Source organism: Pseudomonas sp. Ors-4-3C, assembly GCF_055755035.1.
Genome location: NZ_CM146900.1, coordinates 4,719,877 through 4,732,084, shown reverse-complemented (window position 1 = coordinate 4,732,084; position 12,208 = coordinate 4,719,877). Strand labels below are relative to the sequence as shown.

Sequence of the window (12,208 nt, the reverse complement as noted above, 5' to 3'; positions counted from 1 at the left end):
CGAAGAACAAAAGCCCGGCAAGGGTGACTGGAGTGAGCAACTGAACACGCGATGGCCCGTTAGAAGGCTGTCTGAATAGTTTTGCCCTCGGGCAAGTTTCCATTAGCGATTTCGAGAGACGGATGAACATCACCACCTTTGCCAAACGCCTGTGTCTGCTAGTCCCGCTGCTCCTCTCGCCAGCCGCCTTCGCGGCCGAGATGATGCCGTCGCCACCTCAACTGGCTGCAAAAGCCTACGTGCTCATGGACGCCAGCAGCGGCAACGTGCTGGTGGAGAACAACGGTGACCAGCGTCTGCCGCCAGCCAGCCTGACCAAACTGATGACTGCGTACATCGCTACGCTGGAAATCCGTCGTGGCCAGATCGGTGAGAACGACCCGGTGACCGTCAGCGAAAACGCCTGGCGTACCGGCGGTTCGCGGATGTTCATCAAAGTCGGCTCGCAAGTAACCGTCAGCGACCTGCTGCACGGCATCATCATCCAGTCCGGCAACGACGCCAGCGTGGCGCTGTCCGAGCACATCGCCGGCAGCGAAGACGCGTTCGCCGACCTGATGAACAAGACGGTCGCCGATCTGGGCATGACCAACTCCCACTTCATGAACCCGACCGGTCTGCCGAACCCTGAGCACTACTCGTCGGCTCACGACATGGCGATCCTGGCGCGCGCGATCATCCACGAAGACCCGGCTCACTACGCGATCTACTCGCAGAAAGAGTTCTTCTGGAACGGCATCAAGCAGCCGAACCGCAACCTGCTGCTGTGGCGCGACAAGACCGTTGACGGTCTGAAAACCGGTCACACCGACGAAGCCGGCTACTGCATGGTGTCCTCGGCTGTGCGTGATGGCCAGCGTCTGATCGCCGTGGTGTTCGGCACCAACAGCGAAGTGGCCCGTGCTGCTGAAACCCAGAAGCTGCTGACCTACGGTTTCCGTTTCTTCGAAACCCAGACCTTCTACCAGAAGGGCACCGAACTGGCTCAGGCCCCGGTGTGGAAAGGCACCACCAGTCAAGTCAAGGCCGGCCTGGCTGAAGACCTGACCATGACCCTGCCAAAAGGCCAGCTGAAAAAGCTCGCTGCCAGCATGACCATGAACCCGCAACTGACCGCGCCAATCGCCAAGGGCGACGTGATCGGTAAAGTCGAAGTGAAACTGGACGACAAGGTGGTGCACAGCGCCGACCTGATCGCCCTGGACGCTGTCGAGGAGGGTGGTATCTTCCGTCGCATGTGGGATAGCATCCGTCTATTCTTCTACGGCTTGTTCAACTGATTGAGTGTTGACCTGCATGGCCCCGCCCCGATCCGGCGCGGGGCCATGTGCGTTACCACGGCTTACGCTTACGAGGCCGTTACGCCATGACCGATACCGAAGTAAAGGCGCCAAAGATCGAATTCCCCGCTAAGGACTACCCGATTAAAGTGATCGGTGAGACAGGGGTTGGGAACAGGGACAAGATCGTCGCAATCGTTGAGAAGCATGCGGACATCAATCATAAGCTTGATGTCGAACGTCAAAGCACCAACGGCAAGTACACCACCATCCAGTTGCACATCGTCGCGACCGATCAGGATCAGCTGTACAACATCAACAGCGAACTGCGGGCGACCGGTTTCGTACACATGGTGTTGTGATGCCGGGCACGCTGGGCTTTCGCGAACTTGGCCAGATGGCTTACGAGCCGGTCTGGCATGCCATGCAACGCTTCACCAACGAACGCGGCAGCGATGCCGCCGACGAAATCTGGCTGGTCGAGCACCCTCCGGTGTTCACCCAGGGCCAGGCCGGCAAGGCCGAACATTTGCTGCTGCCGGGGGATATCCCGGTGGTACAGGTCGATCGCGGCGGGCAGGTGACCTATCATGGCCCCGGCCAATTGGTGGCTTACCTGTTGCTGGACGTGCGCAAGCTGGGTTTTGGTGTGCGTGATCTGGTCAGTCGCATGGAACACTGCCTGATCGAACTGCTGGCCAGCTACGGCGTGACCGCTGTAGCAAAACCAGATGCTCCCGGCGTCTACGTCGACGGAGCGAAAATCGCTTCTCTGGGTTTGCGGATTCGCCACGGTTGCTCCTTTCATGGCCTGGCCCTGAACGTGGATATGAACCTGGAGCCGTTTCGACGGATTAATCCCTGCGGCTATGCCGGGCTGGCGATGACCCAGCTGAGCGATCACGCAGGATCGATTGAATTTGCCGAGGTAAGTGCCCGGCTGCGCGCGCAGCTCGTCAAACACCTCGACTATGCTGAGCAGACGACCCTGACGGGCGGAATCGACTGATATGACTACTGATGCAGTGCAAACCATGATCCCGACGCTCGACGTGACCGAGCGCCCGGCCCCGCGTCCCAAGGTTGAAGCCGGCGTCAAGCTGCGCGGCGCCGAGAAGGTTGCACGCATTCCGGTCAAGATCATTCCGACCACCGAACTGCCGAAGAAACCTGACTGGATTCGCGTGCGCATCCCGGTTTCGCCGGAAGTCGACCGGATCAAGAGCCTGCTGCGCAAGCACAAGCTGCACAGCGTCTGCGAAGAAGCGTCCTGCCCGAACCTGGGCGAGTGCTTCTCCGGCGGCACCGCGACCTTCATGATCATGGGCGACATCTGCACCCGTCGCTGCCCGTTCTGCGACGTTGGCCACGGCCGTCCGAAGCCACTGGACGTCAACGAGCCGGAAAGCCTGGCGATCGCCATTGCCGACCTGAAGCTCAAATACGTGGTGATCACCTCGGTTGACCGCGACGATCTGCGTGACGGCGGTGCCCAGCACTTTGCCGACTGCATTCGCGAAATCCGCAAGCTGTCGCCGAACGTGCAGCTGGAAACCCTGGTTCCGGACTACCGTGGCCGCATGGACATCGCCCTGGAAATCACTGCCGCCGAGCCGCCGGATGTGTTCAACCACAACCTGGAAACCGTACCGCGCCTGTACAAGGCTGCGCGTCCGGGTTCGGACTACCAGTGGTCGCTGACCCTGCTGCAACGTTTCAAGCAGATGATGCCGCACATCCCGACCAAATCCGGCCTGATGCTCGGCCTGGGCGAGACTGACGAAGAAGTCATCGAAGTCATGAAGCGCATGCGCGAACACGACATCGACATGCTGACCCTCGGCCAGTACCTGCAACCGTCGCGCAGCCACTTGCCGGTGCAGCGTTTCGTGCACCCGGACACCTTCGCCTGGTTCGCCGAGGAAGGTTACAAGATGGGCTTCAAGAACGTTGCTTCCGGCCCGCTGGTACGTTCTTCGTATCACGCGGACGAGCAGGCGAAACTGGTCAAGGCCGAGCTGCTCGGTTCCTGATCCGGCGCTGATTGCCTCCAAAAATACCCGCCTCGGCGGGTATTTTTGTTTGGGCCTGCCGAGCACTCTTTTGTTTGTCTCTGTACCTGACTACTGTGTGTTCATGAATTCACAGGGAGACCCATGGATGACCGTTCGACCGACTCACACCCTTTTTCCGCATAAGCCTGTGCCGGCGCTGCCGTCCGAAGGGCAGATCGGCGTGATTGCCCCCGCCGGCCCCGGCGTGCTGGACACTGACAAGGCTGTGCAGTGGATGCGTGCCCGCGGCTATGCGCTGAAGGTGTTCCCCGGTGTCTACGAGAAGGACGGCTATCTGGCCGGCAGCGATGACGTGCGCCTCAACGACCTGCACGCCGCTTTCGTCGACCCTGAAGTCGACGCGATCATTTGCCTGCGCGGCGGCTACGGTACGCCGCGCCTGCTGGACCGGATCGATTACGACTTGCTGAGTCGTCACGCCAAGCCGTTTGTCGGCTACAGCGACATTACCGCACTGCATCTGGCGATCAGTCGCTACGCAGGGTTCGTGACCTTCCATGGCCCGCTGCTCAATGCCGACCTGCTGGGCGACAAGGAGCCACCCACCGTCACCTCATTCTTCGCCATGTTGCGCGGTCAGTTGAAGGCGGGGAGTGTGTTGAGCCATCCGGTGGCTTATCCATTGACCACGGTCGAACCCGGCATCGCTCACGGGCGCTTGCTTGGCGGCAATCTGGCGATGATTGCCTCGACGCTGGGCACACCTTATGAGATTGACGTCGAGGGCGTGATTCTGCTGATCGAAGACGTCAACGAGCCGCTGTATCGCATCGACCGTTTGCTCACGCAGATGCGCCTGGCTGGCAAGCTGGCCAGATTGCGCGGTGTGCTGGTGGGGGATGTCGCCGGGGTGGATGTCGAGGCGTTGAATCGCTTGCTCAAGCAGACCTTCGAGCCGTTACGGATTCCGGTGCTGTCGGGGTGGCGCAGCGGGCATTGTGATCCGAACCTGACGCTGCCGATGGGGGCGCTGGTTCGCTTGGATGCCGGGAAGAAGGAATTGATGTTGGAACAGGATGTAGTGATCAAACGCTAGGGTTTGGTTGCCAGTGAGTCAGTCTTCGGGAGCAAGCCCCCTCCCACATTTGATTCGTGTCGTACACAGAACCAATGTGGGAGCGGGCTTGCTCGCGAAGGCGGCTTCAGCCATACGACGATCTTTCTATTGGGAGCGCAGGCTCTCAAGCAGCTTATGCGTCGGATACCCGTCCGCCGGCCAGCCAAACGACTGCTGGGCACTGCGGATCGCCTTGCGGGTATTGGCGCCGATAATCCCGTCCGCCGTGCCCGCATCGTAATTACGCGCGCTCAGCAGGTTCTGCAATTCGATGCGTTCGGAACGGCTCAGTGGCAGGTCGTCTTTCGGCCAGGTGCCATTGATCAGGCCTGCGCCATTGAAACGCTCGGACAACAGACTGACCGCCAGTGCATAGGACGACGAGTTGTTGTACTTGAGGATCGCCCGGAAGTTATCGAGGATCAGGAACGCTGGGCCACGGTAGCCGGCCGGCAGCAGCAGGGCGGCAGACAGCTGTTCCGAGCCGGCAGGGGCCTGACCGCCATTGGGCAGGATCACGCCCAGTTGACGCCATTCGGCAACGGTCTTGCGCATCGAGCCATCGGCCAGGGTGTAGTTGAAACCGCTCGGCAGTTGCACCTCGAAGCCCCACGGCTGACCACGCTGCCAGCCTGAGCTTTGCAGGTAGTGCGCGGTGGAGGCCAGCGCATCGGCCGGGCTGCCCCAGATGTCGCGGCGACCGTCACCGTCAAAATCCACGGCGTGGGTGTTGTAGGTCGTCGGAATGAACTGGGTCTGGCCCATCGCACCCGCCCACGAGCCAAGCATCTTTTCTGGCGTGATGTCGCCCTGTTGCAGGATCTGCAGCGCCGCGATCAGTTGTGCATGAGCAAATGCGGGGCGACGGCCTTCGTAGGCCAGGGTCGCCAGCGAGTTGATCACCGATTTGGTGCCCTGGAACTGACCGAAGTTGCTTTCCATGCCCCATACCGACACCAGTGCCTGGCGATCCACGCCATAGCGCTGTTCGATACTTTGCAGGATGTCGGCGTACTGACTGATCAGCGCCTGCCCCTTGCGCACCCGCAGCGGCGACAGGGCGCCGTCGAGGTATTCCCATACCGGACGGGAAAATTCCGGCTGGCTGCGGTCGGCTTTGATCACGCTGGCATCGAAGCTGACATTGGCAAACGCGCGGTCGAACACATCTGCACGGATACCGGCTGCCAGCGCATCCTTGCGGAAACCTGCCTGCCATTCGGCAAAGGTCTGGGTTGGCTGCAAGTCGAGAGAGTCGGCGGACGGCACTACCGGCGGGATGATCGCTGGGGCCGTGACTGCAGGAACGGTCTGTAATGGTTGCGCATCGGCGGCGGTAGGTTTTTCCGCGCAGGCGACAAGCAGAATGAAGCTGGAGGCAGCGATCAGTTGGCGAACGGGCCAACGACGGGAAAGACTGAAGGGCATGCACAGTTCCAGGGGATACGAATCAGGTGCAGACCTTAACATGACCGGGGGGTACTGTGCTTCAGGCAGCCAGAAAGTAAGAAGCCTCCCAGCTATCAGACTGGAAGGCTTCGCGGCGGTAGCTGCCTTTGCCCTTGGTTGGTCGTTCCTGGCGGCTGCGGAACAGGGGTTGGGCGATGATGGATTTGGCCTTGTTGGGGCCATGTTTCGATGGCTTTTTGCTCATGATGGATCTCTCGGTGGGTGGGTGTTGCGGGGGAAATAATCTGCCGAAGCCGTGCGTCTGTCCAGTCTCTATTGCGTAGGAATATTCCGACGCCTTCGCGAGCAAGCCCGCTCCCACAGTCGATCGCATTCACATGATAGAACTCGGTCGACTGTGGGAGCGGGCTTGCTCGCGAAAGGGCGTTATGCGGTTGAACGTCTTACTCGGCGGGCAGTGAAAGACGCTGGCCGGACATCAACAACGCCAGCCGACTCAGGCTCATCCACGGCGAACCGGCGGCTTGCCCCTTGATCTGCGCATCGATGCGCTGGGCTTCGAGCAGCAACTGCGCCCAGCGTTGTGCCGAATAGCGTTGCAGGGCTTTGCTCATCAGCGGTTTGCGCTTGTCCCAGACCGGTGGTTTTGCCTGGCTGAAGCACTTGTCCAGTGGTGTGCCCTGGCTGTACTGCAGCGAGATATTGGCCAGCAGTCGCAACTCCCGCGCCAGCGCCCAGAGAATCACCGGTGGCTCGACACCCTCACCGCGCAGGCCTTCGAGCATGCGCAAGGCGTGGGCCGGTTCACCGTTGAGCACGGCGTCGGTCAGGCCGAACACGTCGAAGCGCGCACTGTCGGCCACCGCGGCCTGCACGGTTTCGACGGTGATCTGCCCACCTTCGGCCATCAGCTTGAGCTTTTCGATTTCCTGCGCGGCGGCGAGCAGGTTGCCCTCGACGCGCGCGGCGATCAGTTCAACCGCGTCCTGGCTGGCCGACAATCCGGCCTGCGAGAGGCGTTGGCGAATCCAGCTCGGCAGCTGATTGGCATCCACCGGCCAGATCTGAATGAACTGGGTTTGCTGGCCTTCGACCAGCGCCTTGCCCCACTTGGTCTTCTGCGCACTGCCATCGAGCTTGGGCAGACTGATCAGCAGCACAGTGTCTTCGGCAGGGCGCGAGCAGTATTCGATCAGCGCGGCAGCACCCTTGTCACCGGGTTTGCCCGAGGGCAAACGCAGCTCCAGCAGGCGCTTTTCAGCGAACAACGACATGCTGGCGCCGGCCTGCAGCAAGGTACCCCAATCGAAATTGGCATCGGCGGCGAACACCTGGCGTTCGTCGAAACCTTGCTGGCGGACGGCGCTGCGGATGGCGTCGGCGGCCTCCTGGCACAACAGCGGGTCATCGCCGCTGATGATATAGACGGGCGCAAGAGCGCCTTGCAGGTGTTTGCCGAGTTGAGCGGGAGCGAGCTTCATAAGAGAGGGCGAACGGGGCGCCTGAGCGCCCCGTACGTCTTACTGCTGCGGCAGTTCGAGCGGCGACTGACGCGGCGTTTCCGCTTCAGCCTTCTGTGCCGCTTTCAGGGCATCGGCTTCAGCCCGGGCGCGATCGTTGGCCGCTTGCTGCAGTTTCTCCAGTTGACCCGGAGTCAGCTGTTGCAGGCGCAGCATCATGCGCTGAACCAGCTCGCGACGAGTTTCGTTGCGGGCGTCGTTGGCTTCCTGATCGGAGCCGACCAGGTTGTTGCCGTCGTGAATGAACACTTTCTGTACTTCAAGCTTGTCGCTCAACAGGTTGAGATTGTGTTCGCCCACGATGTTGTAGTTCAGCACGGTGTTGACCTGGTATTCGCCAGTACGGCCGGCGCCGGCGTAGCTGAGGATGCGCTGGCTTTCCTGCTCGTCAGCCAGATACAGCTTGTACGGTGCACCGCTGTAGACCTTGACGCCGCTGGACTCCAGCACCTGACGCAGCTGGGTGACGGTTTCGCCATAGGCGTTGCGGGCGCTCAGGTCGAGTTCCTTGATTGCCAGTTCGGTGGTGCCAGTGCCACGCAGCTGGAAACCGCAGGCGCTCAGCAGAACAGCGAGGCCCATCACCAGCAGATTGCGTTTGATCATTGTGTTGCTCCCCTTGAAACCATGTGGGCCGACACTGCGGCCCGAAAGGTTTTACAGTGCGTCAGGCGAACCTGACGCCCAATCCAATTTAGCTGGCGACGATGTTGACCAGTTTCCCCGGTACAACGATCACTTTGCGAATGGTCAGACCGTCGACGAAACGCAGCACGTTTTCGTTGGCGCGGGCTGCCGCTTCGACTTCCTCGCGAGTGGCGCTGGCCGGCATTTCGATCTGGCCACGCAGCTTGCCGTTCACTTGAATGACCAGTTGCAGGCTGTCCTGCACCAGGGCGCTTTCATCAACCGCTGGCCAGCCAGCGTCGATCACCGGGTGAGCGTGGCCCAGTTGATTCCACAGCTCATGGCTGATGTGCGGCGTGATCGGAGCCAGCAGCAGCGTAACGGCTTCCAGGCCTTCGTGAATCAGTGCGCGATCCTGCTCGGTGCCTTGCGCGGCTTTTTCCAGCACGTTCATCAGCGTCATCACCTGAGCGATGGCGGTGTTGAATTTGTGGTTCTGGCCGACGTCATGGCTGGCCTGCTTGATGGCCAGGTGGATGGCGCGGCGCACGGCTTTCTGCTCGTCGTTCAGGCCGGCGATGTCCAGTTTGCCCGGCAGGCCCTGGGTGACGTGGGCCTGAGCCAGACGCCAGACGCGCTTGAGGAAGCGGTGCGAGCCTTCCACGCCGGAGTCGGACCATTCGGCGCTCATGTCCGGCGGCGAAGCGAACATCATGAACAGGCGGCAGGTGTCGGCGCCGAACTGATCGATCATCGACTGTGGGTCGACGCCGTTGTTCTTGGACTTGGCCATTTTCTCGGTGCCACCGATTTCCACCGGCAGGCCGTCGGATTTCAGTTTGGCGCTGATGACCTTGGCCTTGCTGTCACGCTCGAGTTCCACGTCCGCCGGGTTGAACCAGGTGTAGGCACCGTTGGCTTCGCGACGGTAGTAAGTCTCGGCGATCACCATGCCCTGGGTCAGCAGGTTCTTGAACGGCTCGTTGGAGCTGACCAGGCCTTCGTCACGCATCAGCTTGTGGAAGAAGCGCGCGTACAGCAGGTGCAGAATCGCGTGTTCGATACCGCCGATGTACTGATCCACCGGCAGCCAGTGGTCAGCCGCGGATTTTTCCACCAGGCCACCTTCGAAGTGCGGCGAAGCGTAGCGGGCGTAGTACCAGGACGACTCGACGAAGGTGTCCATGGTGTCGGTTTCACGCTTGGCAGGCTGGCCGCATTTCGGGCAGCTGCACTCGTAGAATTCCGGCATGCGCGCCAGCGGCGAACCGGCGCCGTCCGGCACCACGTCTTCCGGCAGAACCACCGGCAACTGGTCTTCCGGGACCGGCACGTCACCGCAAGTGGCGCAGTGGATGATCGGGATCGGGCAGCCCCAGTAGCGCTGACGGCTGATGCCCCAGTCGCGCAGGCGGAACTGGGTGCGCGAGGCACCGAGGTTTTTCTTGATCAGTGCAACTTCCATGGCATCGAACGCGCCAGCGAAGTCCAGACCGTCGAACTCGCCGGAGTTGATCAGCGTGCCGTGCTCGCCGTAGGCGTCTTGCCACGGAGCCGGGTTGGTGTCACCGGAGCTGGTGCGCACCACCGATTTGACCGGCAGGTTGTACTTGTGGGCGAATTCGAAATCGCGCTCGTCGTGCGCCGGAACCGCCATCACCGCGCCGTCGCCGTAGTGCATCAACACGTAGTTGGCGACCCATACCGGGAGTTTTTCACCGGTCAGCGGATGCTCGACGAACAGGCCGGTCGGCAGGCCTTTCTTCTCTTGAGTGGCGACGTCGGCTTCAGCGACGCTGCCGCCCTTGCATTCGGCGATGAACGCTTGCAGCTCAGGATTGTTCTGCGCGGCCTGGGTGGCCAGCGGGTGTTCGGCTGCCACGGCAACGTAGGTTGCGCCCATCAGGGTGTCCGGACGGGTGGTGAAGACCTTGAGGGTGCCTGCTTCGCCGATCGAGTCGACGTTGTACGGGAACTGCACTTCCATGCCGCGGGACTTGCCGATCCAGTTGCGCTGCATGGTCTTGACCTGTTCCGGCCAGCCAGTCAGTTCGTCGAGGCTCTCCAGCAGCTCATCCGCGTAGGCGGTGATCTTGAAGTAGTACATCGGGATTTCGCGCTTTTCGATCAGCGCGCCGGAACGCCAGCCGCGGCCGTCGATCACCTGTTCGTTGGCCAGAACGGTCTGGTCGACCGGGTCCCAGTTCACGGTGCCGTTCTTGCGGTAGATCACACCTTTTTCGAACAGGCGGGTGAACAGCCATTGTTCCCAACGGTAGTAATCCGGTTTGCAGGTGGTCACTTCACGGGACCAGTCCACCGCCAGGCCCAGGCTGCGCAGCTGGGACTTCATGTAGGCGATGTTTTCGTAGGTCCACTTGGCGGGTGCCACGTTGTTCTTCATCGCGGCGTTTTCCGCCGGCATGCCGAAGGCGTCCCAACCCATCGGTTGCAGAACGTTCTTGCCTTGCATGCGCTGGTAGCGGGAGATCACGTCGCCGATGGTGTAGTTGCGCACGTGCCCCATGTGTAGCTTGCCGCTGGGGTAAGGGAACATCGACAGGCAGTAGTAGGTCTCCTTGCCTGGCTGTTCACTGACTTCAAAGGACTTTTGCTCGTCCCAGAACGACTGGGCGGCGGCTTCGATTTCACGGGGCTGATATTGTTCGTGCATGGCTACTTTTGTACTGGATAGGGGTGGCCTAATCCTCTTCAACGCGCCCTCCGGGGATGCTCCGGACAAGCTGGAAGTGGAATTACAGGAAGCGCCGTAGCATACATGACCGCGCTTGGCCTAGGGAAACCCTGATTACAGCTGTCTGGCCCCGGAAAACCGTGGCGAGGGCCGTTGGTCGCGGCGTTCAGCCGGTTTGTGCAGCGAAGCTAAGCTCTTATTGGGGAGTGAGTCTTATCTTCAATGAGGTGAGGGATGGTGGAGCAACGGCAAAAAAACGTGACGAAACCCGAGTTGTACGAACGGTTGATGGATCGTCTGGGCATGGCCCTCGACGCTGCCAAAACCGCTGGCCGGCTGCGCGACGAGCGCCCCCTGGAACTGGAATTGCGTGGCTTGAGCCCCGCCGAGTTCAAACTGGTCAAGGCCTACCTGGATCGCTGTGAACGTGAAACGCATGGAAGCTTGTCTCAGGCAGTGAAGCAGCTCGATGCACCACAATCGGCCAAGGTCATCTGGCTCAAGGACAAGGCGCCCGGCAAAGACACCATCAAGGTTCGCTCTTTGCAGGCCAAGTAAGCGCAAGGCAGCAGGAAACGGATCTTTTTCAACAGGATCCGACCCTATCGGTTGTAACGCTCTATTAACACTCTTAGGCTTCGGGCATCTCTGGAGATGCCCCGATGCCTTTTCGTTACTTCATCAAACAACTTTTATTGCCGCCCGGCATTCTTTTGCTGCTGTTGTTGGTCGCCTGGTGGCTGCGCCGCTCCCGACCGCGGCTGGCCGCTGCGTGTTTCGCCATTGGCCTGGGTGGTTTCTGGCTGATGAGCCTGCCAGTGGTGGTGCAGTGGGGCGCCAAGGCGCTGGAGCGTGAGCCGCCGCTGCCCCGTGACGCGTGGTCGATGCTGGCGCAGCGGGCTGACGCCATCGTGGTATTGGGTTCCGGGCGTGAGCGCGGCGATCTGGCCTGGGGCGAGGATCAGCCGACCGGCGTTGGACTGGAGCGTCAGCGCTACGCCGCGCGGCTGGCCAAGGCGTCTGGCTTGCCGATCCTGACCAGTGGTGGTTTGCATTACGGCACACCGCCGACGGAAGCGAAGCTGATGGCCGATTCGCTGCGCGATGATTTCGGCGTGACAACGCGTTGGCAGGAAGGCGAGAGCCGTACCACATGGGAGAACGCCAAATTCAGCGCCGATATGTTGCTGCCACAGGGGATCAAACGCGTCGTGGTGGTGACCCAGGCCTGGCATATGCCGCGCGCCGTCTGGTGTTTTCAGCAGGCAGGGTTTGAAGTGGTGCCGGCGCCCGTAGGGTTTCTCGGGACCGACAATGCACGACCGTTTGGTGGCTGGCTGCCGGAGTTCAAATCGATCTGGCAGAGCGGACAGTTGCTGAATGAGGCGGTGGGGCAGGTGGGGTATTCGCTGTTTTACCGCTGAATCACTCAGTGGCAGTCAGGCCTTTTGTGGCGAGGGAGCTTGCTCCCGCTGGCCTGCGCAGCAGGCCTGATCCAGGTAAACGCACTGTCTTAGACAGATCGCGTGCGCTGGATTTACGAC

General features: G+C 61.1%; 12 protein-coding genes. 7 read left to right on the top strand and 5 right to left on the bottom strand.

Annotation, left to right across the window (positions count from 1 at the left end):
- Positions 1 to 122: 122 nt before the first annotated feature.
- The 5 genes from ACVHNU_RS21355 to ACVHNU_RS21335 all read left to right on the top strand — a co-directional run bounded on the left by ACVHNU_RS21355 (position 123) and on the right by ACVHNU_RS21335 (position 4,391).
- Positions 123 to 1,280: a D-alanyl-D-alanine carboxypeptidase family protein gene (locus tag ACVHNU_RS21355; protein WP_003228546.1), complete on the top strand. Its 1,158-nt coding sequence runs from the start codon at positions 123 to 125 to the stop codon at positions 1,278 to 1,280.
- An 86-nt stretch (positions 1,281 to 1,366) separates the two neighbouring features.
- Complete coding sequence (locus tag ACVHNU_RS21350) at positions 1,367 to 1,642, top strand: DUF493 domain-containing protein (RefSeq protein ID WP_473018266.1); 276 nt, start codon at positions 1,367 to 1,369, stop codon at positions 1,640 to 1,642.
- Positions 1,642 to 2,289 (top strand): lipoyl(octanoyl) transferase LipB, encoded by a 648-nt coding sequence (lipB, locus tag ACVHNU_RS21345; protein WP_226501060.1) that lies wholly within the window; start codon positions 1,642 to 1,644, stop codon positions 2,287 to 2,289. The genes ACVHNU_RS21350 and lipB overlap by 1 nt, the downstream gene beginning before the upstream one ends.
- A gap of 25 nt (positions 2,290 to 2,314) precedes the next feature.
- Positions 2,315 to 3,313, top strand: coding sequence for a lipoyl synthase (lipA, locus tag ACVHNU_RS21340; protein WP_160768663.1), 999 nt, complete (start codon positions 2,315 to 2,317; stop codon positions 3,311 to 3,313).
- 127 nt (positions 3,314 to 3,440) lie between these two features.
- A complete protein-coding gene (locus ACVHNU_RS21335) occupies positions 3,441 to 4,391 on the top strand; it encodes a S66 peptidase family protein (RefSeq protein ID WP_103520825.1) in 951 nt (316 codons plus the stop codon).
- A gap of 126 nt (positions 4,392 to 4,517) precedes the next feature.
- Here the strand turns inward: ACVHNU_RS21335 and ACVHNU_RS21330 are convergent, their stop codons facing one another.
- The 5 genes from ACVHNU_RS21330 to leuS form a co-directional block, all read right to left on the bottom strand.
- Positions 4,518 to 5,840, bottom strand: a complete 1,323-nt coding sequence (locus ACVHNU_RS21330) for a lytic murein transglycosylase (RefSeq protein ID WP_400507145.1) — start codon at positions 5,838 to 5,840, stop codon at positions 4,518 to 4,520.
- A gap of 61 nt (positions 5,841 to 5,901) precedes the next feature.
- Complete coding sequence (gene arfA / locus ACVHNU_RS21325; protein ID WP_003228536.1) at positions 5,902 to 6,066, bottom strand: alternative ribosome rescue factor ArfA; 165 nt, start codon at positions 6,064 to 6,066, stop codon at positions 5,902 to 5,904.
- Between the two features lie 199 nt (positions 6,067 to 6,265).
- Positions 6,266 to 7,303 carry a DNA polymerase III subunit delta gene (gene holA, locus ACVHNU_RS21320; RefSeq protein WP_473018265.1) on the bottom strand — a complete coding sequence of 346 codons (1,038 nt, stop codon included), beginning with the start codon at positions 7,301 to 7,303 and terminating at the stop codon, positions 6,266 to 6,268.
- Between the two features lie 39 nt (positions 7,304 to 7,342).
- Positions 7,343 to 7,948, bottom strand: a complete 606-nt coding sequence (locus ACVHNU_RS21315; protein ID WP_003228533.1) for an LPS-assembly lipoprotein LptE — start codon at positions 7,946 to 7,948, stop codon at positions 7,343 to 7,345.
- Positions 7,949 to 8,036: 88 nt separating this feature from the next.
- Entirely contained in the window at positions 8,037 to 10,643 is a 2,607-nt protein-coding gene (gene leuS, locus ACVHNU_RS21310) for a leucine--tRNA ligase (RefSeq protein WP_473018264.1), read from the bottom strand.
- Positions 10,644 to 10,898: 255 nt separating this feature from the next.
- On the opposite strand from leuS, the gene ACVHNU_RS21305 reads away from it, so the two are divergent.
- Both ACVHNU_RS21305 and ACVHNU_RS21300 read left to right on the top strand, forming a co-directional pair.
- The gene (locus tag ACVHNU_RS21305; RefSeq protein WP_003228531.1) at positions 10,899 to 11,222 is read left to right on the top strand and encodes a hypothetical protein; all 324 of its coding nucleotides are present in this window, start codon (positions 10,899 to 10,901) and stop codon (positions 11,220 to 11,222) included.
- Positions 11,223 to 11,326: 104 nt separating this feature from the next.
- Positions 11,327 to 12,088, top strand: coding sequence for a YdcF family protein (locus tag ACVHNU_RS21300; protein WP_103486247.1), 762 nt, complete (start codon positions 11,327 to 11,329; stop codon positions 12,086 to 12,088).
- The last annotated feature ends 120 nt before the right edge of the window (positions 12,089 to 12,208 follow it).